The sequence below is a fragment of the Streptomyces sp. NPDC058371 genome (genome assembly GCF_042723265.1).
Taxonomy (GTDB): domain Bacteria; phylum Actinomycetota; class Actinomycetes; order Streptomycetales; family Streptomycetaceae; genus Streptomyces.
Genome location: NZ_JBHXJC010000014.1, coordinates 41,978 through 64,183, shown reverse-complemented (window position 1 = coordinate 64,183; position 22,206 = coordinate 41,978). Strand labels below are relative to the sequence as shown.

At 71.0% G+C, this 22,206-nt stretch carries 20 protein-coding genes; 5 read left to right on the top strand and 15 right to left on the bottom strand.

What is annotated here, in order from left to right; all coding sequences use genetic code 11:
• Together ACFWM2_RS31735 and ACFWM2_RS31730 are read right to left on the bottom strand one after the other, a co-directional pair.
• Positions 1–537, bottom strand: a complete 537-nt coding sequence (locus tag ACFWM2_RS31735) for a tetratricopeptide repeat protein (protein WP_383287109.1) — start codon at positions 535–537, stop codon at positions 1–3.
• A gap of 57 nt (positions 538–594) precedes the next feature.
• Positions 595–3,711 (bottom strand): alpha-N-acetylglucosaminidase, encoded by a 3,117-nt coding sequence (locus ACFWM2_RS31730; RefSeq protein WP_383287107.1) that lies wholly within the window; start codon positions 3,709–3,711, stop codon positions 595–597.
• Positions 3,712–3,823: 112 nt separating this feature from the next.
• On the opposite strand from ACFWM2_RS31730, the gene ACFWM2_RS31725 reads away from it, so the two are divergent.
• Positions 3,824–4,285 carry a hypothetical protein gene (locus ACFWM2_RS31725; RefSeq protein ID WP_383287105.1) on the top strand — a complete coding sequence of 154 codons (462 nt, stop codon included), beginning with the start codon at positions 3,824–3,826 and terminating at the stop codon, positions 4,283–4,285.
• Positions 4,286–4,436: 151 nt separating this feature from the next.
• Here ACFWM2_RS31725 and ACFWM2_RS31720 read toward each other — a convergent pair whose 3' ends face one another.
• From ACFWM2_RS31720 to ACFWM2_RS31680, 9 genes are all read right to left on the bottom strand, one after another.
• Positions 4,437–5,981: a DUF1996 domain-containing protein gene (locus ACFWM2_RS31720; RefSeq protein ID WP_383287103.1), complete on the bottom strand. Its 1,545-nt coding sequence runs from the start codon at positions 5,979–5,981 to the stop codon at positions 4,437–4,439.
• Positions 5,982–6,179: 198 nt separating this feature from the next.
• Positions 6,180–6,833: a LuxR C-terminal-related transcriptional regulator gene (locus ACFWM2_RS31715; RefSeq protein ID WP_383287101.1), complete on the bottom strand. Its 654-nt coding sequence runs from the start codon at positions 6,831–6,833 to the stop codon at positions 6,180–6,182.
• Entirely contained in the window at positions 6,818–8,098 is a 1,281-nt protein-coding gene (locus ACFWM2_RS31710) for a sensor histidine kinase (protein ID WP_383287099.1), read from the bottom strand. The genes ACFWM2_RS31715 and ACFWM2_RS31710 overlap by 16 nt, the downstream gene beginning before the upstream one ends.
• A 353-nt stretch (positions 8,099–8,451) precedes the next feature.
• Entirely contained in the window at positions 8,452–9,444 is a 993-nt protein-coding gene (locus ACFWM2_RS31705; RefSeq protein WP_383287097.1) for an SDR family oxidoreductase, read from the bottom strand.
• Between the two features lie 89 nt (positions 9,445–9,533).
• Positions 9,534–10,115 (bottom strand): winged helix-turn-helix domain-containing protein, encoded by a 582-nt coding sequence (locus tag ACFWM2_RS31700; RefSeq protein ID WP_383287095.1) that lies wholly within the window; start codon positions 10,113–10,115, stop codon positions 9,534–9,536.
• A 340-nt stretch (positions 10,116–10,455) separates the two neighbouring features.
• A complete protein-coding gene (locus tag ACFWM2_RS31695; protein ID WP_383287093.1) occupies positions 10,456–11,382 on the bottom strand; it encodes a DUF6891 domain-containing protein in 927 nt (308 codons plus the stop codon).
• 109 nt (positions 11,383–11,491) lie between these two features.
• Positions 11,492–12,520, bottom strand: a complete 1,029-nt coding sequence (glnII, locus tag ACFWM2_RS31690; protein ID WP_383287091.1) for a glutamine synthetase — start codon at positions 12,518–12,520, stop codon at positions 11,492–11,494.
• 480 nt (positions 12,521–13,000) lie between these two features.
• Positions 13,001–13,693: a hypothetical protein gene (locus tag ACFWM2_RS31685; protein WP_383287089.1), complete on the bottom strand. Its 693-nt coding sequence runs from the start codon at positions 13,691–13,693 to the stop codon at positions 13,001–13,003.
• Between the two features lie 182 nt (positions 13,694–13,875).
• Positions 13,876–14,235 (bottom strand): arsenate reductase family protein, encoded by a 360-nt coding sequence (locus tag ACFWM2_RS31680; protein WP_383287087.1) that lies wholly within the window; start codon positions 14,233–14,235, stop codon positions 13,876–13,878.
• Between the two features lie 164 nt (positions 14,236–14,399).
• Between ACFWM2_RS31680 and ACFWM2_RS31675 the strand changes: the two genes are divergently transcribed.
• A complete protein-coding gene (locus tag ACFWM2_RS31675; protein WP_383287085.1) occupies positions 14,400–14,708 on the top strand; it encodes a hypothetical protein in 309 nt (102 codons plus the stop codon).
• A gap of 190 nt (positions 14,709–14,898) precedes the next feature.
• On the opposite strand, the gene ACFWM2_RS31670 is transcribed toward ACFWM2_RS31675, so the two are convergent.
• Positions 14,899–16,095 carry a winged helix DNA-binding domain-containing protein gene (locus ACFWM2_RS31670; protein ID WP_383287083.1) on the bottom strand — a complete coding sequence of 399 codons (1,197 nt, stop codon included), beginning with the start codon at positions 16,093–16,095 and terminating at the stop codon, positions 14,899–14,901.
• Positions 16,096–16,338: 243 nt separating this feature from the next.
• Here ACFWM2_RS31670 and ACFWM2_RS31665 point away from each other — a divergent pair, with 243 nt between their 5' ends.
• Together ACFWM2_RS31665 and ACFWM2_RS31660 are read left to right on the top strand one after the other, a co-directional pair.
• Positions 16,339–17,685 (top strand): DUF2252 domain-containing protein, encoded by a 1,347-nt coding sequence (locus ACFWM2_RS31665; protein WP_383287081.1) that lies wholly within the window; start codon positions 16,339–16,341, stop codon positions 17,683–17,685.
• A gap of 250 nt (positions 17,686–17,935) precedes the next feature.
• Positions 17,936–18,247, top strand: coding sequence for a hypothetical protein (locus tag ACFWM2_RS31660; RefSeq protein WP_383287079.1), 312 nt, complete (start codon positions 17,936–17,938; stop codon positions 18,245–18,247).
• 26 nt (positions 18,248–18,273) lie between these two features.
• Here ACFWM2_RS31660 and ACFWM2_RS31655 read toward each other — a convergent pair whose 3' ends face one another.
• The 3 genes from ACFWM2_RS31655 to glnA form a co-directional block, all read right to left on the bottom strand.
• Entirely contained in the window at positions 18,274–18,894 is a 621-nt protein-coding gene (locus ACFWM2_RS31655; protein WP_383287077.1) for a hypothetical protein, read from the bottom strand.
• 2 nt (positions 18,895–18,896) lie between these two features.
• Positions 18,897–19,820: a zinc metalloprotease HtpX gene (gene htpX, locus ACFWM2_RS31650; protein ID WP_383287075.1), complete on the bottom strand. Its 924-nt coding sequence runs from the start codon at positions 19,818–19,820 to the stop codon at positions 18,897–18,899.
• A 219-nt stretch (positions 19,821–20,039) separates the two neighbouring features.
• Positions 20,040–21,449 (bottom strand): type I glutamate--ammonia ligase, encoded by a 1,410-nt coding sequence (gene glnA, locus ACFWM2_RS31645; RefSeq protein ID WP_383287073.1) that lies wholly within the window; start codon positions 21,447–21,449, stop codon positions 20,040–20,042.
• A gap of 210 nt (positions 21,450–21,659) precedes the next feature.
• Here glnA and ACFWM2_RS31640 point away from each other — a divergent pair, with 210 nt between their 5' ends.
• Positions 21,660–22,127 (top strand): RDD family protein, encoded by a 468-nt coding sequence (locus tag ACFWM2_RS31640; protein WP_383287071.1) that lies wholly within the window; start codon positions 21,660–21,662, stop codon positions 22,125–22,127.
• Positions 22,128–22,206: the final 79 nt, after the last annotated feature.

The window sequence follows — 22,206 nt, the reverse complement described above, 5'->3', positions numbered from 1 at the left end:
CTACGCCTCCGGCTCCACGAGCAGCCGCGCGTAGTTGGCCATCGACCGCTGGTAGCGCGGCAGATGGGGCGCGAGCGCGCCGATCACGAGCGCGAGGCCCTCCCGCTCCCGGCCCAGGTCGGCCAGGCAGAGCGCGAGGCAGGCGCGTACCGCGTCGTCCAACTCGTCGGAGGGCGTGAGGAGTTCGGGCGTGAGGAGCTTGACGCCCTCCTCCGCCTCCCCGATGTTCCGCAGCGAGCTGGCGAGCTGGATCCTGGTGCGCCGGCCCTTGTAGCCGCTGAGCCCGCGGGCCAGGGCCTCGCGGTACAGCGGAACGGCCTTGTCCGAGTGGCCCGTCGAGTCCCAGGCGCAGGCCTGCTCGAAGGGGCCGAGCGGGCTGTCGGCCGACAGCTCGGCGACGAGCTCGTCGATCACCGCGCGGAAGTCCGCCCCATGCTCCTCGTCGTAGTCGTCGAAGGTGGCCCAGGCGGCCGCCACGCGCTTTTCCCAGTCGTCGTTCACGGGCCCACCCTCGCACAGGTGTGCCCGTGACGACATGGCCTTTCCGTGATCATGAAGGCCGCGGCCCGCGGTGACCGCGCCTTCCAGCAGGCGTTACCCGATGGTCCAGCCGCTGAACTCCACGGTCCCGCGCGCCCCGCCGCCCCCGTTCGTGGCACTCATGAACAGGCCCACGTCCTGGACGTCGGCCGCGCCCGGCACCGGCACCGTCGCCACCGTCCGCCAGCTCGCCCCGCCGTCCGTCGAGCAGGCCCCCGTGAACGCGGCACCGGCCCGGGTCAGCCGCAGCAGCACCGGCGCCTTGATCCCGGTGATGCGCTTGTACGTGTCGAGAGTGCCGTCGCCGTTCGTGTCGTACGACAGCACGACCCCGTTGGCCGGCGTGACCGCCAGATCGAGGAAGCCGGGTGACCCGGGGGTGGCCAGGCTGTTGCGGACGATGATCCCCGCGCGGGCCCAAGGGCCGGTGACGGCCTGGGCGTCGACGCGCAGCGTCACCGACACCCCTTCCTTCAGGACCCCCTTCCGGTACACCGTCCCGAACTCCGCGGTGCCCTTCCACAGGTCGGCGCCCGCCCCGTCGATCGCGAACCGGTCGCCGAGCTGCCCGAAGACGGCCGCGTTCCCGGAGTACGTCGTCCAGCCGGTGGCGAGCGGTCCCGCCTCGAAGAGGGTGCCGTCGAACTCGCTGCGCACCCGGTCCTCGCCCCGGGGCCCGTAACGCACCACGAGCGAGTACGGCAGCGGACGCAGCGGGCGGTCCAGCGGGGTGCCGGGCGCGCTCGCCGACCAGCGGACGGTGCCGGTCCCGGCGGCCGGCACGCTCTCCAGGGACGTCGACCCCTGTGGCTCCGCGTCGATGCCGGTGAGCTCGAAGTCGACGCGCCCGGTGGCCCGCAGGCCGTTGACGTTGGTGAAAACGGCCTTCACGCGCGCGTGGCCGCCGGGCGGGAAGGCGGGCGGTTCGGCGGTGACCTGGAGAGAGCCCTGATAGGGCGCGTGGGACAGGACGTCCCGGATCCGCGCGGCTGTCCGGTGGGGATCGCCCACCGGCCGCAGCGGGTAGTCCTTGCGCTCCAGGGTCCACGGCTCCTCGAACGCGAACCAGTCGACGGCCGCGGGCGGTGTCCCGGTGGCGAGCGCGTCCTGCAGCGCGTCGAGCCACTTCCGCCAGCGCGGAAGGTAGAAGTCGGCCACCAGACCGTTCCACTCGCGGTTGCCGTACTCGTGCAGGTCCCCCGCGTCGGAGGTGGCCCGCCCGCCCCAGACGGTGATGAGGACCTTGGCGGTCCGCTCGAACTCGGCGCGCTCGTCGTCGTTCGTGGCGAGCAGCCGCGCGTCGTTGATCCACGGCCCGAGGAGGAACGCCGGATGCGTCCCGGTGATGTCGTCCGACAGCTGCATCAGCCGCAGCCACAGCGCCGCCAGCGTCTTGAAGGTGCCGAGGTCCTTCCTGTCGTACGCGGCCTTCAGCTGGGGCAGATACTGGCGGCTGCGGTGCGCGAGCGCCTGCCGGGCCACGTCCACCAGGTCGTACCGGTACGCGGCGCTGCCCCGCAGGTTCCCGCTCACGCCGAGCAGCCCGGCGAACGCGGCGTCGAAGCGGCCCGGGTCGTAGGTGAGGGCATGTGGCGCGTACTCGGCGGCGCGGTTCGCGGCGAGGTCGGGGCGGGCGCAGAACAGCGAGTCGTGCGGGTCGCTGCGCTCGACGGCCCGCTGCTGGTACGCGGTGTCGTGCAGCGCCCGCCAGGCGGCCCGGGCGTGGGAGTCCCGCCGTCCGTAGCGGAAGTCGGCGTACGAGGAGAACCAGGCGGCCCGGTCGATCCGGGCGGGACTCCACGCCAGCTCGGAGAAGAGCTCGAAGGCGGCCGGGTCCCGGTCGGTGGCCTCCGGCAGGAACGCCGTCCCCGCGAGCGCGCTGTCCGCCTTGTCCCGCCACGCGAAGAACTTCTCGTTCCAGAGGTGCGCGCGGGCCCCGATCGTCGTACGGCCGCCGAAGTTGGGGATCGTGCCGAAGGCGTACGGAGTGCCGCCCCAGTCGCGCTCCCGGTCGGTGACGCTGGTGTAGCGGTCGGAGACGCCGTCGACGATCAGCATCTTCTTCTTGTCGACGGCGTCGAGGAGCGCGGGCAGCGGATTGGCCTCCCAGCCGAGGATCACCCAGGTCGCGCCGGGGTGCGCCGTCCGCAGAGCCGTCTCCACGCCGCGTGCGGCGGCCGGCACGGGCACGTCACCGGCGGTCCCGCCCTCGTGCAGCAGGTCCATCTTGAAGTGGGCGGCCTTCCCGAAGACGTCCCGCTGATGGCGGTAGAACGACTCGGCGACCGCGGCGAAGGCGTCGGTGCGCGGATCCAGCCAGTCCGGGCGCTCGAAGCCGTGCCAGACGCCCTGCGGCACGACGTGCGCGTCACCGCCGTTGCGTTCGACGAAGCCCTTCGGGACGTGTCCGTAGTAGCCGGGCAGCACCGGCGCCATGCCCAGCTCGCGCAGCCGGCCGCAGATACGCCGGCCCAGCGCCGCGCGTCGCGCGATCAGCTCGGGGGAGAGCGGACCGCCGTACCCGGAGAGGTTCTGCAGCAGCCACCACGGCTGGTGCGAGGGCGCGGGCAGCCAGGCGCGGGCCTCGGCGTCGCTGTAGCCGAAGTCCTTCAGGACCCGGTGGTAGACGGCCTCGGTACCCGCGACGACCATGACCTCGTTGCAGCCGTGCACCGCGAGGAGGTCGATCTGGTGCTCCCAGTAGGCCCAGTCCGCGTACGGGGCCGTGTAGCCGTCGTTGGTGTCGTTGAGCGCGAAGCGGTGGGGGAGCGCGGTGTCACGGGCCAGCGGGCGGGCGGGTGCGGGCAGCCGGCGCGGCAGGTTCAGCTGGGAGCCGTTCCAGGCGAGGTGCGCCCCGCAGACGTACTTCAGGTAGAAATGGACCCCGGTGAGCAGCACGCCGGGTGTCGTGCCCGACACCTGGATGTGCCCCGTGGTGCCCGTCACCCGGAAACGGTCGCGCCCGCCGGCCGGTCTGAGGAGACTGAGCCGGAACTGGTCCGCATGGCCGGGCAGCAGTCGATTGAGCGCGGAGCGTGCGGGAGCCGTATCGAAGGCGGGGCCCTCGCCGGGGCTCTCAGCGGCGTGGGCCGGGACCGTCACCCCGAGGGTGGTCCCGAGGCCGATGGCACCGGCCGTGCCCAGCACCGTGCGTCGCGACGGACTGTTCATCTGCGTGCCCCCTGTGTCGACAGGAGCGGCACGCTAACCGGACGGACCGCTGTGCTCAACGGTGCGGACGGAGCTGGCGAGTTCGTGTCGCCGGAAGGAACCGGAGGAACGTATGAGGATGACGCGCGAAAAGCTTGCGACGGGGGCGGCCGGCGCGGCCGTGGCCCTGCTGGCGCTGACCGGCTGCGGCGGGTCGGGCGCCGCCGACCATGACGACAAGGTCCCGGCCACCGCCACCGGCAGCCTGGAGGACCTCGCGTCGGAGGTGAAGTGCGAGCCGGACATCCAGACGGACGCCGACGAGATCCGCCAGGCCGTCTGCAAGAACACCGACGGCAAGTTCATCCTCGCCACCTTCGCCACCGACCGGGGCCAGCGTGAGTGGCTCAACAGTGCGAAGGACTACGGCGGCGCGTATCTCGTCGGCGCCAAGTGGGTCGCCGTCGGCGAGATGAAGACGGTCATGGCGCTGCGCGGCCAGCTCGGCGGGACCATGGAGGAGGGGGCCTCGCACCACTCGGCGAGTGGTGGTGGGGGGACCGAGGCCACACACTCCGGTACCCACAGCGGCTGACCGCGCAGGATCGGGGGGTGGGGGGTGTTTCCGGAGCGGCTCCGGGAGCGCCCCGGGGCGACAGGACACGACGAAGGCCGGCGGCGGGATCTCCCACCGCCGGCCTCGTCATGTGGTCACTCGCAGCGCCTGCCGGTGCTGCCGCGAGGAATCACTTGCACTGCTTGCCCGTGTTGATGCAGTTGACCATCTTGTTCATCAGGCCCGTGTCGAAGACGTTGATGAAGTCGTCGTGGTCGGTGCTCGCCTTGTGCAGCTGTTCGGGGAAGCCGTCGACCGCATAGGGGTTCTTGACCTGCCCGTTCTCCAGGGTGGGCGCCGGAACGTCGTACACGAGGCGCATCGTCAGCTGCGGGATCGCCTTGAACCCGTTCCCGCAGTTGCCCTGGCCGTCGGCGAAGGCCACGTGCGTGCGGTGGTTCGCGCTGTCGATGTTCTGGCCGTCCCAGCAGCTCTGGAAGGCGAAGGAACGCACCACGCTGCTGCCCTGGGGGCAGATCGGGTACTGCTCCGTCAGCTGCACCTTGTTCTCGAAGCCGGTGCAGCTCCAGTGCGCGTTGGCGTTCGCAAGACCGTTGGTCAGGGTCTTCGCGTCACCGGTGATGATGCGCAGGAACTTCGGCATCGCGACGACCTTGCTCTTCGCGTTGCCGACGTACTTGATCTGCGCCTGCTTGACCTGCTTGATCTGGCCGACGTTGCCTTCCTTGCCACCGCCGTCGTTGTTCTGGTCGAAGTCCTGCGTGCCGTTCTGGACACGCACGACCGGCCAGTAGTACGACGATTTGTCGCCCTGGTTGGAGCAGGTGGTCTGGGCCGCCGCGAACGTGTCGTTGTTGGCGAAGGCGTCGTTCGACTGGTTGCCGACGTAGTCGTGCAGGTGGTGCGCACCGTTGGTGACACCGGGCGCCACGATCACGTTGTCGGTGTTGAACTTCTTGTTGGCGTTCACACCGCACGACGACGTGAAGGTGCCGGTCGAGCCGCCGCGCTTGGTCTGGGCCTTCTTGGAGACGTTCGGCTGGACCTTCGTGATGTCGACGAAGTCGGCCGCGACAGGCCCGTTACCGGCCTGACCGCCGTTGCCCTGCTGCTGGCCGTTGCCCTGCTGACCGCCGCCTTGCTGCTGACCGCCGCCCTGCTGCTGCCCGCCGGTGTTCTGCTGCTGCCCACCGTTGTTCTGCTGTTGGCCGTTGTTCTGGCCGTCGGCGTTGGTCTGGGTCTGGTCGGCGGGGCGACCGTTGCACGCGGCGAGGTCGTCCAGCTGTTCGGGCGCGTTGCCTCCGACCCGGTTGATCTCCAGCTGGATCCGGTCGATCATCACCTTCCGCAGGTCCTTGAGCGGGCCGAGCACGGAGTTCTGGACGAAGTTCGTGTCCTTCGTCTGTGCGTCCCGCGTGGTGTTCAGGCGCTGGTAGGCATCGGTGATCTGCTGGTCCATCGTGGCCAGTTCACCGTCGACCTCCCCACGCGCCTGGTCGGGCACACTGGAGAGCTGCTGGCCGACGTCCGGACAGTCGATCGTCGCCACCCAGCCGGGGGCGGACTTCGTGCTGTTCTGCGCAGAGTTCGTCTCATGCGCCGAAGCGTAGAAATTCGCCCAGATCAGCCCGCCCCCGCCGAGCGCTAGGGCAGCCGACGCGGCTATGGCGCGGACCGCCAGCGGCGAACGGCGTTTTCGTATGTTGCGTCCCATGGAACTCCTCTGACTTCCTTGCGGGGCAGCGAGGTACCCGACAGGAGTGAAGCGGCTCCCTTCCATACGCAGGGGGCGCAGGAGGTGTTCAGTGACGCCAGAAATTCTTAGAAGTTCATGAGGTCAATTCCGGCACAAGGGGACCATAAGCCGCGTTTTCCCCGGTAGTTGATCTCCCGGAACAGGTTTGAATCTTGGTCAGCGGCCCTGGTCCAGATAGGCGAGCACGGCGAGCACCCGTCGGTTGTCGTCGTCCGAGACCTCGAGATCCAGCTTGGCGAAGATGTTGGAGGTGTGCTTGGCGATCGCCCGTTCCGTGACCACGAGTTGGCCGGCGATCGCCGCGTTCGAGCGTCCCTGCGCCATCAGTTCGAGCACCTCCCGCTCGCGCGGGGTGAGCCGGCCCAGCGGCTGGTCGGTGCTGGAGCGCCGGGACAGCAACTGCTGGATCACCTGCGGGTCCATGGCCGTTCCCCCCGCCGCGACCCGGCGGACGGCGTCGATGAACTGCTCCGCGTCGAACACCCGGTCCTTGAGCAGATAGCCGACACCGCCGGTCCCGTCGGCGAGCAACTCCCGCGCGTACAGCTGCTCCACGTGCTGCGACAGGACCAGCACCGGCAGCCCGGGTCTGTTCCGGCGCGCCTCCAACGCGCACTGCAGCCCCTCGTCCGTGTGCGAGGGCGGCAGCCGTACGTCGATCACCGCGACGTCCGGCGCCAACTCGGCGAGCGCGCGGCTGAGTTCGGGCCCGCTCTCGACGGCCGCGGCGATCTCGAAGTCGTACGCCTCCAGCAGCCGGACCAGTCCGTCGCGCAGCAGGAAGAGGTCTTCGGCTAGGACAACGCGCACGGAATCTCCAGGGTCACCATCGTGGGACCGCCCGCGGGGCTGCTGACGGCCAGGACGCCGTCGAATGTACCCAGCCGCCGTTCCACTCCGGTGAGCCCGGTGCCCGCGCCGATGCGCGCACCGCCCTTGCCGTTGTCCGTGACCGAGATCCGCAGCATGCCGTCCGCGTGGTGCAGGTCCACCCAGAGCCGGTCCGCGCCGGAGTGCTTGACCGCGTTGGTCAGCACCTCGCTGACGGCGAAGTACGCGGCCGCCTCGACGGGCGCCTCCGCGCGACCCGTCAGGTCCACGTTCACCTCGCTTTCCAGCGGCAGCCGCAGCGCCAACGCCCGTACGGCGTCGCCGAGTCCGCGTTCCGCCAGCACCGGCGGATGGATGCCCCGCACCAGGTCGCGCAGCTCGGTGAGCGCCTCCGCGGAGGACCTGCGGGCCTCGGCGAGCAGCTTCCTGGCCCTGGCCGGGTCCTTCTCGATCAGCGCCTCGACGGTCCCCAGGTCCATGCCCATGGCGACGAGCCGGGCCTGTGCTCCGTCGTGCAGATCCCGCTCGATGCGCCGCAGTTCGGCCGCGGAGGTGTCGACGGCGTCCCGCCGGGTTTCGGTCAACACCCTTACCCGCTCGCTCAGTTCACCCTCGCCGGGGGCGAGCACGGACCGGGTGAGCAGGAAGTGGACCCGCAGCAGCGGCGGGTTGAGGTAGCAGGACGCGGCCAGGAGTACGGCGCCCAGCGCGGCCGCCGCGAGCGCGGTGGCCTGACCGGAGATCGGCACGAAGCCGTACCACCAGCCGACGCGGGTGCCGTCCGTGAAGACCCGCCACAGACCGAGGGCGAGCGCGAACCCCTCCAGGGGGTAGAGGAGCAGCGCGGCCGGCAGCAGCGCGGTCACGAACCCCGCGGTCATGTCGACCGGCAGCCAGCCGAGGTCCCGCCAGGTGGCGGGGTCCCGCAGCATCCCGAAGCAGCGGGCCCACGGGTTGGCGTCCGCCGGCAGCGGGCGGTACGCCGCCGGAATCCGTACCCCGCACCACTCCGCGGCCACGATCCGCCGCCGGTCCGCGAACGCGCGTACGCCGGTCAGTACCCAGGGCGTCGTGACGATGCCGACGCCGATCGGCACCAGGGCGATCGACACGACGGCCAGCACGAACAGGACGACCGAGCCGGTCAGTCCTCCCACGGCGAGGGCCAGTGCGCGTGCCCCCGCCACGGCCGCGCTCCGCGCCCTCACCCGCACCTCACCACTCCCGACCGCTGTCATTTCCATGCGGCCAGTCTTCCCGACCGGGTCCCCCCGGGGCACTGGCCCGGCCACCCGGCTGGGGGGTGCACCTAGCCCCACCCCCTCCTCCCTCGGGGGCACCGCCCCCAACCCCCCGAATCGGCCCGAACGGCCTCGTCCTCAATCGCCGGACGGGCCAAGACTTTCCAGCGCCGTCCGGAGAACGTTTCAGCCCCTCCGGCGTTCGAGGAGCGGGGTTTGGGGCGGAGCCCCAGGTCGGGACGGGTAGGGGCGGAGGGGGCGAAACCCCCGGAGGGCCCGGAGCCCCGGAGGGCGCGGAACCGAAAGGCGGACCCGGCGCACCCCGGAACCGAAAGGCGGACCCGGCGCACCCGGGGTCAGAGCCCGAGGAGTTTCGCCTCCACGGCGGGGTCCAACCCCACCGCGGGCCGATCGACCCGCTGAGGCGCGACCCCGCCAAGGCTCCGGAGCCAGCCCCACGTATCGCCCACAGTCGCCTCGACAGCCCGACACAGCAACCCGCTCCCCAGCGCGAGGGACACGTCCGCCCCATGGAGGGCGTCATGCAGCTCGCTCCCCGGCGGTACCCACACCGGCACCTGCGTCCAGGGCTCGACCCCGGCCCCCAGAATCACCTCGGGCTCCGTCCACCGCAGCTCCGCCCGGGCCCCCGTGACCCGAACGCACGCGTCGAGCAGCTCCCCCGTCGTCGTGAGCCCCCGCGGCCCCACCACGTTGTAGGCGCCGCCCAGCTCGCGCCGCACCGCCCCGAGGATCCACGCGGCGAGGTCGCGGACATCGACGTACTGGAGCGGGAGCTCGCGCGGGCCGGGCGCAAGGACGGGCCCGCCGCGCGCGATCCGGTTCAGCCACCACGGCAGCCGCCCGATGTTCTCGTACGGCCCGAGGATCAGCCCGCACCGCACGAGCACCGAGCGCTCCGCACCGAAGGCGTCCAGGACGGCGAGCTCGGCACCCCGCTTGTCCCGCGCGTAGTCCGTCTGCTCCGCGTCCGCCGAGGCGCCCTCGACGAGCGGGGCGTCCTCGGTGTACCCGGCGGCCGGCGGCCACGCGTACACCGAGCAGCTCGACACGTACACATAACGCGAGACCCGGCCGGCCAGCAGCCGTGCCGTTTCCCGGACCGCGCGCGGCGCCGCCGACCAGGTGTCGACGACCACGTCCCACTCGCCGTCGGCGAGCGCGGCCAGGCCGTCGGGTGCCGTGCGGTCGCCGTGCAGCGAGCGCACGCCCGCGGGCGGCGCGTGCCGGCCGCGGTGGAAGACGGTCACCTCCCAGCCGTCGGCGAGCGCCGCCTCCACGACGGCACGCCCCGCGAACTCCGTACCGCCCAGCATCAGAAGTCTCATGCCGACGACTCTGCCCGCGCCACCGGCCGGACGGAACGGGAATCTGCTGACAGAAGATCCCCCGTCAGCGGCTCAGGGTCAGGCCCCGGTCAGCGCCCGGCCGGCGGGGCGTACTTGTACCCCACCCGCCGGACCGTCTGGATCGCCTTGCGGTGCTCCACGCCGAGCTTGCGGCGCAGCCGGGCGACATGGACGTCGACGGTGCGCCCGTCGCCCACGTGCCCGTAGCCCCACACCGTGGTGACCAGCTGGTCCCGGGTGTGCACCCGGTGCGGGTGCGCGACGAGATGGGCGAGCAGCTCGAACTCCAGGTAGGTGAGGTCGAGCGGGCTCCCGTCCACCTCGGCGGTGCGCTGCACGGTGTCGATCCGGACGAGGGGCGCGTCGTCGTCCTCGTCGAGGATCGTCGGCTCCGGGCGGTCCGGCACGGCCACCGGCAGCAGGGGCTGCTGGTCGGCCGGGACGAGGACCAGGTAGCCGATCATCGGCGGCTGGCCCGGCAGCGTGGGCAGGGTGTGCTGGGGAGCGGGCAGCCAGGTGGCGCCCGGCGGCAGGAAGTCCGTGACATCCACCACCTCGTCCCGGTCGACGGCACGCAGTCGGTGCCGTGCGCTGCCCGTGGGGGAGGCGGTGAGAGTGCCGGCGGTCGAGAAGGAACGGGTGTTCGCCATGAGAGGTCAGCTCTTTCGCGCGAGGAGTCGTCGTGTGGTGTCGACGGCCGCGAGTTCTTGGTCGGGACCGTCGAGAGACGTACGTCGTGCGCGCTGGCCGAAGGCCGGGGGTGTACGGCTTTAGAGGGCCCGCGCGTTCATCGCGCGGCAACACACCCGGTCGAAGTCGTGATGCTGACGGGAAGGCCAGAAGGGCTCGAGGTCGAGGTGACCCGTCGCGGTGTACTTCTGGAAGCCGTCCATGGCCCCATTGAAGCAGATGACAACGATGCACAGCAGATCCAGTCCCGACCTTCTCGGCACGTGATATGGACCCTTGGCGCGAAACACCCTCTTCACCTCACCCGGTGAGCCGCTTGCGCCAGTCCAGATCCCTCACCTCGATCGCCTTGGCGGGGGAGCCGTCCCACTCCGTGGACAGACCGGCGGCGGTGAGGGCGGCGACGACTTCCTGGCCGATCTCCGTCGTGCGCTCCTCCGGGGCGTCGAAGCCGCCGTAGTACAGCGACAGTCCGCCGCCCGTGGCGGCGCCCTCCGTGCACTGCTGGTGGAAGAAGACGAATCCGCGGGCGCCTCCGTCCTCGCACTCCGCGCCGATCTCGGCCATGCCGCAGCCGCGGCAGCAGGTGAAGTTCTCCCGGGCCGTGATGCCGCTCGCGTCGAGCGCCTCGAAGGCCCGGGTGAGGCGCTCGGGGTCGGTCGCGCCGGTCCACGACTCCTGATCGGCGAGGCGCTCCAGCCACAGCCGGTCCACGAGCTGCCCGGCCTGGGCCCGCGACACCGGGCGCTCGTCACCGTCGACCAGATAGTCCTCGGCCGATTCGGTCAGCGTCCTGCGGTCGAAGTACCCACAGCGCAGCAGCTCCCGAATCCGCGTCTCGACCTTCTCCCGCACCTCGTCCGGCAGCTCGGGGACCTCCGCGGGCGGCTCGAACTCGACCGGCTCCCAGCCGATCCCCGCGTCCCAGCCCTCGTCCCGCCGGGCCCAGCCCGTCAGAGCCGCCGCGACACGGTCCCGGTCGGCGAGATCCGTCCCGAAGAACAGCTCCCGGCTGTCCCGGTACTCCAGCCGGTAGTCCCCGCCCTCCTCGTGCCACACCTGAACGAAGACGTCAGGGATGTCGGGGACGCGCTGCACGACCAGATAGTGGTCGCCCTCGCCCCCGATCCGGTGCACGAGGTCCCGCAGCCGCTCCGCCGAAATCCGTGCGTGCGTCTGCCAGTTCTCCGTCTCGACCTTGATGGCGAGGCCTTCGTCGCTCTGCATGGACGAACCCTGGCACGCGCCACTGACAACGCGAGAGGCGCCCACCGGATCGGTGGACGCCTCGGGACGTCGGACACGAGGCGCCGGAGCGCCCGACGTGCGGAAGGGATCAGACCTGGCCGGCCTTCTCCAGAGCGGCGCAGCAGGTGTCGACGAGGAGCCGCGTCACGACGTACGGGTCGACGTTCGCGTTCGGACGACGGTCCTCGATGTAGCCCTTGCCGTCCTTCTCGACCTGCCACGGGATGCGCACCGAGGCACCACGGTTGGAGACGCCGTACGAGTACTCGTTCCACGGGGCGGTCTCGTGCAGGCCCGTCAGCCGGTCGTCGATGCCCGCGCCGTAGTGCTTGACGTGGTCCATCGGCTTGGAGCCCTCGCCCAGGGACTCGCACGCGGTGATGATCGCGTCGTAACCCTCGCGCATCGCCTTGGTGGAGAAGTTGGTGTGCGCGCCGGCGCCGTTCCAGTCGCCCTTCACCGGCTTCGGGTCCAGGGTGGCGGAGACGTCGAAGTCCTCGGCGGTGCGGTAGAGCAGCCAGCGGGCCACCCACAGCTGGTCGGAGACCTCCAGCGGGGAGACCGGGCCGACCTGGAACTCCCACTGGCCGGGCATGACCTCGGCGTTGATGCCGGAGATGGCGAGACCCGCCTTGAGACAGTTCTCCAGGTGCGCCTCGACGATGTCACGGCCGAAGATCTCGTCCGAGCCGACACCGCAGTAGTAGCCGCCCTGCGCGGCCGGGAAGCCGCCCTCGGGGAAGCCGAGCGGGCGCGAGCCCTTGAAGAAGGTGTACTCCTGCTCGATGCCGAAGATCGGCTCCTGCGCGCCGAACTTCTCCTCGACCTCGGCCAGCGCGGCACGGGTGTTGGACTCGTGCGGCGTCATGTCGATGTTGAGGACCTCGCACATGACCAGGACGTCGTCGCCACCGCGGATCGGGTCCGGGTAGGTCGCGACGGGCTTGAGTACGCGGTCGGAGGCGTGCCCCTCGGCCTGGTTCGTCGAGGAACCGTCGAAGCCCCAGATCGGGAGCTCGGCACCCTTCGCGTCGTCGGCCAGTATCTTCGTCTTCGAACGGAGCTTGGCCGTCGGCTCGGTGCCGTCGATCCAGATGTACTCAGCCTTGAAGGTCACGGGCCACATCCTTCGGGGTGGGTCTCTGCGCAGGTGCTGCGGCGCTGCGGCACTGGGCGCCGCTGGGGATGCCCGGCAGCCTGTCAACAGGGGATTTCCCGATCATTGCCCGACGATGAACCCCGTGTTACCGGGGGCCTGTGTGCCCGGCGGCGCGGGGTGAGGGGGCGGCGCGGGGAGAGGGCGCCGCCCGCCACCGCGGACGCGACGGCTCGTATGCGATGGGTTTGCGGACGCGCACCGGTGAGAACGAGCGCCTTGCGGACGCGCACCGCCGGGAACCAAGGACTTGTGGTGTGCACCGGCGAGGGCGATGGCTCTGCGAGCGCGTACCGGTGAGAACGGCCAGGGCCCCGCCCCTCCCGGAAGGGAGGAGCGGGGCCCTCGGCGGTGATGCGCGGTGTTCCCGCGTGCGATCCGCGGGGCGGCGGTCAGCCGCCCCCTCGCTGCCGGCGTCAACCGGCCTTCTCGCTGCGGGCGTCAGCCCACCTTCTCGATGCGGACGTTGCGGATCAGGAACTTGCCGGGCTCCCGGACCTCCTCGAACGCCGCGTTGTTCAGCAACGCGCAGCTGCCCGAGACCGAGGTGACCTCCACGGTCGTGGACTTGTTGTTGTCCAGGTTGGTCACCTTGAGCTGCGTCCCGGCCGGGAACTGGTTGCTCGACGCGGCCGGAGCGCCGCCCTCGCCGGAGAGCGTGACGGTCGAACCGGCGCAGACCTGCTCGCCGGTCGCGCCACCGGCGTTGTCGTCGGCGCCTCCCGCCCCGGCGCCTTCTCCTGCGCCCCCGGCGTTCTCGTCGGCTCCTCCGGCACCCGCGTTGTCGGCGGGTGCGGTGTCCGCCGGCTCGGCGGCCTGGGAGTCCTGAGCCGACTCCCCGACCTCGCAGCCGGACGCCTCCTGCTGAACCTTGATCTGCGCGACGACCGCCTCACGGTTGGCGATCCGGGCCTCCGACTGGCTGTCGGGACTGGCCTTCTGGTCGGCGATGAACTTCTGGTTGTTGCCGAGCGCGGTGGCCAGCCCCTGACAGACCGTGGAGCTCTTCGCGTTCTGCACCGGCGACGCGTTCGAGGTGGCCGCCATGGCGAAGGCTCCGCCACCGGCCACGGCCGCCGCGCTGACCAGCAGGGCGAGCTTCTTCTTGGTGCTGAGAGTTCTCCTACGCGACATGCGCGCCTCCTGTGTTGCGGGGGGAGCGTTCGCCGCTATGTACGAGATCCCGAACGGGGTTACTCAACGGTCACGGAAGTCACGGAAGTGACGTGGGCCACAGGAGGGGTGAGGGGGACGTGATCGAATTCCCTTCACCCGCACGGGAGTTGGTCGACAGCTGACGCCGGGGGAGGGCGTTGCTAACGGGACAGCGCGTCCCGGACCGCCTCCTCCGTACGAGCCACGACCGCGCTTCCGTCGTCCGCGGTGATGATCGGCCGCTGGATCAGCTTGGGATGCGCGGCCAGCGCCTTGATCCACCGGTCCCGCGAACCGGCGTCCCGCGCCCACTCCTTGAGCCCGAGTTCCTTGGCGGCGGCCTCCTGGGTGCGGGTGATGTCCCACGGTTCGAGCCCGAGGCGCTCCAGCACGGCCCGGATCTCGTCCGCGGAGGGCACGTCCTCCAGATACCGGCGGACGGTGTAGTCGGCACCCTCCGCGTCGAGCACACCGAGGGCGCTGCGGCACTTCGAACAGGCTGGGTTGATCCAGATCTCCATGCCCACACGGTACGCGAGACACCCCCTCTCACCTGCGTCACAGCCTCGTCCAATACCCTTGTGGCCAGCGGCTTTTGTCAGTGCCGGGCGGTAGAATAGAAGCAGTGTTCGAGGGTGTCGCCGGGAGGTCCGGACGGTGCCCTGACCGCGACAGGAGGATGCCCGTGCCCGCTGCCGCACTGAAGCCGAAGCCCACCCAGTCCACCGCCAAGAGGGCGGTCCAGCTCGATCTGCCGTACGAGCCCGTGGAGAAGCGCCCGCTGCCGCCGGGGCGCCCTCGCGACTGGTACGTCACCCACAACCGCCGGCTCAAGGCGATGCGCCTCGCGATCGCCCTGCTCGACTCCGGCGTCCATCTGCCGAACCAGGCACGCAACGAGACGATACGGAGTGCGGCGCAGCTGATCGGTGTCCATCCGCCGTCGGACACCACGTGTCACATGGTGCGAGCCCTGATGCGGTACTCGCGCTGAACCACGGAGCCCCATGTCGCACCGGTGCCGGCATGGGGCTCCGCCCCAGACCCCCGTATCGCGTTGACGCGCTCGTCCTCAATCGCCGGACGGGCTGAGAATCTCCAGCCCCGGCCGGGGAAAGCTTCCGGAGTTTGAGGAGCGGGGTCCGGGGCGGAGCCCCGGGTGCGGACGGGCGGGGGCGGCAACCTCACGCCGACGTCAACTCCCGTTCCAGCGGCGTCCGGAACCGGGGAGTGACCCGGGTCGTGCCCACCCAGGCGGAGAGCCGCGCGGCCTCCACCTCAATCGCGGCGCGAGCGTCACGACCGACCCCGTCGGAATCCAGCAGCCGCCAGACGATCTCCCCGGACGCCCGCTGCGCCCACCCCCCGACCACCCGCCCGTTCCACCACACGGTCGGCCCGACATTGCCGCTCCGGTCGAAGAGGGGATCCCGCAGCGAGGGCGCGAGATACCAGTCCCGCTCCTGCCACCCCATGGCCGTCGGATCGAGCCCGGGGAGCAGCGCGGCCCAGGGCTCGGCGGGCCCGGCGACCGGCCCGGTGTCCCCGTCCGCCACGTACCCGGTGACTCCGTCGTCGAGGGACACGGCCACCGCCCCGGCCGCGCTCAGCGCCCTGCGGACGTCGGTGACCTTCCACCCCGTCCACCACTTCAGGTCCGCCTCGGTGGCCGGACCGCACGCGGCGAGCCAGCGCCCCAGCAGCTCCGACTGGGCCTCGGCGGGCGCGAGTTCGGGGTGCGGCGGGGCGACCGCCCAGCGGAACTGACTCGATGTCCACGCGCCGAGCGGCCGCCCGCGCACCACCCGCCCCTCGACACCGAGCACCCGCATCAGCCGTGACGACACGGTGTGCGGGCTCTCGTAGTTCTTGCCCGCGCCATAGGTGAACTGTTCCCTCAACCGCGGCTCGTCCCGCGTGAGTTCGTTCACCGTGGCCTGTCCGCGCCGGGCCAGTGCGGCGAGCGCGGACGTCTCGACCTCCGTGAGCCACTCCTCGGTCAGCCGGCCGTCGCTCCCGGTCGTCATGTCCTTGATCAGCCCTGCCCGGGCCTTCGCGGCGATGGCGAGCCCCGTGGAGGAGTGCACCACGGCGGCCAGCCCGGTGGGGAACACGAACACCGTGTGCCGCATCCCGTGCATCCGCACCAGCGTCCGGTCCTCGTACAGCGCCCGCTCCACCTCGCCCACGGTCTTCCCGGAGTCGGCCAGGCGTGCGCCCACCGCGAGATACACCGTGGCCGGATCCGTCCCGTGCAGCGCGACGAGCGACCCGGCGACCTCCTCGGGGGCCGCCGCGCGCGCCGTCCCCGCCAGCCGGTGCCGCAGTGCGAGCCGTGTCCGCCGCTCCGCCACTCCGATGTGCCGCCGCTGTCCGCCCACGCCGCCTCCACCCGTGCCACCGCGCCCGTCGCGTTCCCGTGCCGTCGGACATCCTCTCGAACGCCCGGCCGCCCGCGGGTCCATGTCACCCGATTGCCGTACCCGGCATGCGTACGACCCGTCCGGCGGCCTTCACTGGGGCAACGGGAGGCAGGCAGCGGCAGGCGTGGGGAAGGGCGGTGCGGCGATGGCGAACCAGAGGGGACGAACCCTGGTCCCGGCGGACTGCCCCCGCCCCCGCCCATGAACGGCACCTCACCCGCCGACCGCACCGCGAAGGGCAGGGCCGCCCGCAAACGCGTCCCCCGCTCCGCGCAGGCCGAGTGGCTGGCCGCCGTCGACCGCCCCGACCCCGTGGCCGTCCTGGAGCGGCAGGGCCGGGACCGGCTCCAGGAGCTGCTGCCGATCCGGTACGGCAGGATGACCGCGTCCCCGTTCGCGTTCCTGCGCGGGGCGGCCGCCGTGATGGCCGCGGACCTGGCAGCCCGGCCGCACACGGACCTGACCGTGCAGCTCTGCGGTGACGCGCACCTGCTGAACTTCGGCCTGTTCGCGTCCCCGGAACGCGCCCTGCTCTTCGACCTCAACGACTTCGACGAGACCTACCCCGGCCCCTTCGAGTGGGACGTCAAACGGCTCGCCGCCAGCGTCGCCGTCGCCGCCCGGGAGAACGGCCACGCCGAGGCCCGGGCCCGCCGCGCGGCCCGCGCCGCGGCCGCCGAGTACCGCCACTCCATGCGACGGCTCGCCGGCCGGGGCGAACTGGCCGTCTGGTACGAGCGCATCGACGCCGACCGCCTGCTCCCGCTGGTCCGCTCCGACCACCACCGCAAACGCGTCGAGTCCAGCCTCGCCCGCGCCCGCCGCCGGACCAGTCTGCACGCCCTGGGCAAGCTCACCGAGACGGTCGACGGCCGGCCCCGCATCGTCCACGACCCACCGCTGCTGGAACCCGCCGGACCGCCCGACATGGCGGCGCTCCGCAAGATCTTCAGCGACTACCGCTCCACCCTCGCCGAGGAGCGCCGTCTCCTCCTGGACCGCTACCGCTTCGTCGACGCCGCGCGCAAGGTCGTCGGCGTCGGCAGTGTCGGCACCCGCTGCTTCATCGTGCTGCTCGCCGGCCGGGACACCCACGACCCGCTGTTCCTGCAGATCAAGGAAGCCACCGAGTCCGTACTCGAGGAGCATCTGCCCAGTGGCCCGTACGTCCACCCCGGCCACCGGGTCGTCGCGGGCCAGCGGCTGCTGCAGGCCGTCGGCGACATCTTCCTCGGCTGGATGACCGGGCCGCAGGGACGGCCGTACTACTGGCGGCAGTTGCGCGACATGAAGGGGGCCGCGGACGTCGGCGCCATGAACCCGGACGAGCTGCTGAGCTACGCCCGGCTGTGCGGCACGGCGCTGGCCCGCGCCCACGCCCGCTCCGGCGACCGCATAGCCATCGCCGGCTACCTCGGCGACGCCGACACCTTCGAACGCGCCGTCGGCGACTTCGCCCTGCGGTACGCCGACCAGAACGCCGCGGACCACGGCACCCTGTGCGCGGCCGTGGCGGCGGGAGTGGTCCGGGCGGCACCCGGCGTCTGACCCCGGCGGACGAGAGGGGACGAGAGGGCCCAACGGGACGGGCCGGTACAAATTCGGATGCGGGTGTCCCGGCCCGCTCCCTACGCTGGACACAGGTTCCGCAGCTGTGGAACACCGCTTGGTACCGGACAGGCATCAGGAGACGGACTCGGGGCTACTCTCTACGCACCGTCGGACGGACGCCCGGCCTCCAGTGCCTTGTCGGACCCGTCCATCACCACCTGTAACCCACGCCCCAAGGAGTCCCGTCATGGGAACCTTGATCATTTCGGCGACCGTGATCCTGGTCGTCCTAGGTTTCTCCAACCACGTCCTGTGGCTCGCCGCGATCGGACTGCTCTTCCTCTACGTCCGCTACGGCCGTGCCGGGGGAGGCACGTCCACCGCGTCCTCGCCCGGCTCGCCCGCCGCTCCCGGAGCCTCGGGAGGATCCGCGACCCGCACGGACTCCAGCTACCGCGCCTACCGTGACCGCCGTGACCGGCAGGCCAAGTGGGAGCGCCGCTACCGCCGCGAGCGCCCGATGGAGGCACGCCGGCAGGACCAGCGCAAAGGCAGCTAGGAAGCGTCGTCCGGGTGCCCCGGGAGCTACGTCAGCCCCGGGGCACCCCAGATCGGGAACCAGCGGGTCAGGTCCTGCTCGATCCGCAGATCGTCGGCGAGCGCGGCCTTGATCTGGAGTTCCAGCGCGTTGTCGCGCCGGGACCCCTCCCCGGCCAGCGGCGCGAAGGGATAGAAGGTCCCGCGCTTGTAGAGATAGACGAGCCCGAGCCGCCGCCCCGCGCTGCCGGACCCTTCCTGGCCGTCCTGGAACCCGGCCACGGAACAGAGCAGTTGGGGCCCGAAACCACTGCTCTCCAGCGCGCTGTTGACCGCGTGCAGATCACTCACCAGCGCGGGCAGGTCGTCGGGCGCCCGCCGGGAGACGAGCCACGAATACCCGTACTCGTCCCGACTGAGCTCCACCGGCGGCCGTCCCCCCACGTCCCGGCCGCGCTCGAAGTCCGCGTCCAGCAGCGCCCGTACCTCCTGGTGCGCCTCGGCGAACGCCGCGCCCTCCACGGACGCGAAGCACACCGCTCCCGTCCCGGTCGGGGTGAAACCGGCGGCGGCCTGCAGGGTCACCGCGGCCGACGGCAGCCCGAAGAGCTGGTCGAGATCGGGCGCCACGGCCTTCGTACGACCGAGCAGCACATCCAGGAGACCCATGCTCAGTCCACCTGTCCGGGCGTCGCCGCCTCACCCAGCTCCGCCGAGATGCGCGCGAGCTGTTCGAGCCGCTGCTCCAGGCTCGGGTGGGTGGAGAAGAGCCGCTGGATGCCGGGGTTGGCCCCGAACGCCGGCGTGAAGTAGAAGGCGTTGAAGGCCTGGGCCGTACGCAGGTCCTTGGTCGGGATGTGGGCGATGTCCCCGGTGACCTTGGTCAGCGCGGACGCCAGTGCCGAGGGCCGCCCGGTGAGCAGGGCCGCGGCCCGGTCGGCGGCCAGCTCCCGGTAGCGGGACAGTGCCCGGATGAGCAGGAAGCTGATCGCGTACACGGCCGCGGACACGGCCATCACGGCCATGAACACGGCGACCGTGTTCTGGTCCTTCCTGCCCCGCCCGCCGAAGAGCTGCGAGTAGAAGGCGAACCGCACGATCAGTCCGGCGATCACCCCGAGGAAGGACGCGACGGTGATCACGGCGACGTCCTTGTGCGCCACGTGCGACAGCTCGTGCGCGAGGACGCCTTCGAGCTCATCGGGCTCCAGCCGGCGCAGCAGCCCCGTGGTCACGCACAGTACGGCGTGATCGGCGTTCCGTCCGGTGGCGAACGCGTTGGGCATGTCCAGATCCGACACGGCGACCAGTGGCTTCGGCATGTCGGCCACCGCGCACAGCCGGTCGACGACCCCGTGGAGCTGTGGATACTCCTCGCGCTCCACGATCCGTCCGTGCATCGCGTAGAGCGCGATCCGGTCCGAGAACCAGTACTGCGCCCCGAGCAGCAGCGCCGCGATGACGACGACCAGCACCCAGGACTTCAGCAGCACGATCAACGCGGCGACGAATGCCACGTACAGCAAACCGAGCAGAAAAAGCGTGACCGTCATCCGAACGGTCAGTCGTCGGTCGCTGTGAAAGCGGCTCTGCATCTTGCATCACCTCGCGGTCAGGCACTCGTCCCGCCCTCCATTGTGCGCCCGCCGCCGCCCATGAACAGGCCCCGATCGCCCCCTCGGAGAGCAAAGATCTGCCCTGTCAAGAGCCACTTATTTATGCGGCGCACACCATGGCCACGCAACGACGGAGCCCCGCCACCACCCGAAGGCGGTGACGGGGCTCCGGCGATGAGCCGTGGGCCTCGACGCGGCTTACACGTCGAAGTAGAGCTCGAACTCGTGCGGGTGCGGACGCAGCTGCAGGGGCGCGATCTCGTTGGTGCGCTTGAAGTCGATCCACGTCTCGATCAGGTCGGACGTGAAGACGTCGCCCGCGAGCAGGAACTCGTGGTCGGCCTCGAGGCGGTCGAGGACGGCCGGCAGCGAGGTCGGGACCTGCGCGACGCCCGCGTGCTCCTCGGGGGCCAGCTCGTAGAGGTCCTTGTCGATCGGCTCGGCCGGCTCGATCTTGTTCTTGACGCCGTCCAGGCCGGCCATCAGCAGGGCCGAGAACGCCAGGTACGGGTTGCCGGAGGAGTCGGGCGCGCGGAACTCGACGCGCTTGGCCTTCGGGTTCGAGCCGGTGATCGGGATACGCATGGCCGCGGAGCGGTTGCGCTGCGAGTACACCAGGTTGACCGGGGCCTCGAAGCCGGGGACCAGGCGGTGGTACGAGTTCACCGTCGGGTTGGTGAAGGCCAGCAGCGACGGGGCGTGCTTGAGGATGCCGCCGATGTAGAAGCGGGCGGTGTCCGAGAGGCCCGCGTAGCCGGCCTCGTCGTAGAACAGCGGGTCGCCGTTGGACCAGAGCGACGAGTGGATGTGCATGCCCGAGCCGTTGTCACCGAAGATCGGCTTCGGCATGAAGGTCGCGGTCTTGCCGTTGCGCCAGGCGACGTTCTTCACGATGTACTTGAAGAGCTGGAGGTCGTCGGCCGCGGCGAGCAGCGTGTTGAACTTGTAGTTGATCTCGGCCTGGCCGGCGGTGCCCACCTCGTGGTGCTGACGCTCGACCTGGAGGCCGGACGCGGCCAGCTCCAGGGAGATCTCGGCACGCAGGTCGGCGAAGTGGTCGACCGGCGGGGTCGGGAAGTAACCGCCCTTGTAACGGACCTTGTAGCCGCGGTTGTCCTCGACCGCACCGGTGTTCCAGGCGCCGGCCTCGGAGTCGATGTGGTAGAAGCTCTCGTTCGCCGAGGTCTGGAAGCGCACGCTGTCGAAGACGTAGAACTCGGCCTCGGGGCCGAAGTACGCGGTGTCGGCGATGCCGGTCGACGCGAGGTACGCCTCGGCCTTCTTCGCCACGTTGCGCGGGTCACGGGAGTACTGCTCGCCCGTGATCGGGTCGTGGATGAAGAAGTTGATGTTGACCGTCTTGTCGCGGCGGAAGGGGTCGACGCGCGCGGTGGACAGGTCGGCGCGGAGCGCCATGTCGGACTCGTGGATGGCCTGGAAGCCGCGGATGGAGGAGCCGTCGAACGCGAGCTCCTCGGCCGGGTCGAAGGCCTCGGCCGGAATCGTGAAGTGCTGCATCACGCCCGGCAGGTCGCAGAACCGGACGTCGACGAACTTGACGCCCTCGTCCGCGATGTACTTCTTGGCCTCGTCGGCGTTCTGGAACATCCAGCTCCTCCTACTCCCGCCCACTGGGACCGGGGTGGTAGTTCGTTCGTGCGGCCAGTGCGGTGGCACACGCTGGACCCGACCATAAGGACGGGGGATTTCTCAAGCGTGACCCATTTGTTTCGCCGAAGTTAACCGGCCCGGGTCCCACCGCAGCCTACGCACACCCCGAGCGGCGGGACGTACATACGCTCGCAGTACCGTGGACGGGTGGACAACAGGCAAGCAATCGGATCGTGGCTCTCCGGACCCCGCGCGGCAGCGGAAGAGGCCGGTGCCGACTTCGGATACCGGGGCGAGCAGCTGGGTCTGCCGGAGCAGGGACCGGGCTCGATCGCCCGCCCGGGCAGGCGCCTCGGCGCCCTCGCCGTCGACTGGGCCCTGTGCCTGCTGATCGCATACGGGCTGCTCACCGACGGCTACAACCAGGCGACCGGCAACTGGGCCCTGCTCATCTTCTTCGCCCTGAGCGTGCTGACCGTCGGCACGCTCGGCTTCACCCCGGGCAAGCGGCTCTTCGGGCTGCGCGTCGTCCCGGAGGCCGGCGGCCGGCTGAACCCGCTGCGCGCGCTGTTGCGGACGGTGCTCCTGTGTGTCGCCCTGCCGGCCCTGATCTGGGACCGCGACGGCCGCGGCCTGCACGACCGGCTTGCCCGCACCGTCGAGGTGCGCGGCTGATCCGCACGGTACGGAGCTGATCCGCCGCATACGACGAAGGGGGCGCCCGGAGAGATCCGGGCGCCCCCTTTCGTGTCGG

What these genes read in the sequence shown, in the direction of transcription:
- ACFWM2_RS31735 (WP_383287109.1), bottom strand. Translation starts at nt 537, where the DNA reads ATGTCGTCACGGGCACACCTGTGCGAGGGTGGGCCCGTGAACGACGAC.
- ACFWM2_RS31730 (WP_383287107.1), bottom strand. Translation starts at nt 3,711, where the DNA reads ATGAACAGTCCGTCGCGACGCACGGTGCTGGGCACGGCCGGTGCCATC.
- ACFWM2_RS31725 (WP_383287105.1), top strand. Translation starts at nt 3,824, where the DNA reads ATGAGGATGACGCGCGAAAAGCTTGCGACGGGGGCGGCCGGCGCGGCC.
- ACFWM2_RS31720 (WP_383287103.1), bottom strand. Translation starts at nt 5,981, where the DNA reads ATGGGACGCAACATACGAAAACGCCGTTCGCCGCTGGCGGTCCGCGCC.
- ACFWM2_RS31710 (WP_383287099.1), bottom strand. Translation starts at nt 8,098, where the DNA reads ATGGAAATGACAGCGGTCGGGAGTGGTGAGGTGCGGGTGAGGGCGCGG.
- ACFWM2_RS31705 (WP_383287097.1), bottom strand. Translation starts at nt 9,444, where the DNA reads ATGAGACTTCTGATGCTGGGCGGTACGGAGTTCGCGGGGCGTGCCGTC.
- ACFWM2_RS31700 (WP_383287095.1), bottom strand. Translation starts at nt 10,115, where the DNA reads ATGGCGAACACCCGTTCCTTCTCGACCGCCGGCACTCTCACCGCCTCC.
- ACFWM2_RS31695 (WP_383287093.1), bottom strand. Translation starts at nt 11,382, where the DNA reads ATGCAGAGCGACGAAGGCCTCGCCATCAAGGTCGAGACGGAGAACTGG.
- ACFWM2_RS31685 (WP_383287089.1), bottom strand. Translation starts at nt 13,693, where the DNA reads ATGTCGCGTAGGAGAACTCTCAGCACCAAGAAGAAGCTCGCCCTGCTG.
- ACFWM2_RS31680 (WP_383287087.1), bottom strand. Translation starts at nt 14,235, where the DNA reads ATGGAGATCTGGATCAACCCAGCCTGTTCGAAGTGCCGCAGCGCCCTC.
- ACFWM2_RS31665 (WP_383287081.1), top strand. Translation starts at nt 16,339, where the DNA reads ATGAACGGCACCTCACCCGCCGACCGCACCGCGAAGGGCAGGGCCGCC.
- ACFWM2_RS31660 (WP_383287079.1), top strand. Translation starts at nt 17,936, where the DNA reads ATGGGAACCTTGATCATTTCGGCGACCGTGATCCTGGTCGTCCTAGGT.
- ACFWM2_RS31655 (WP_383287077.1), bottom strand. Translation starts at nt 18,894, where the DNA reads ATGGGTCTCCTGGATGTGCTGCTCGGTCGTACGAAGGCCGTGGCGCCC.
- htpX (WP_383287075.1), bottom strand. Translation starts at nt 19,820, where the DNA reads ATGCAGAGCCGCTTTCACAGCGACCGACGACTGACCGTTCGGATGACG.
- glnA (WP_383287073.1), bottom strand. Translation starts at nt 21,449, where the DNA reads ATGTTCCAGAACGCCGACGAGGCCAAGAAGTACATCGCGGACGAGGGC.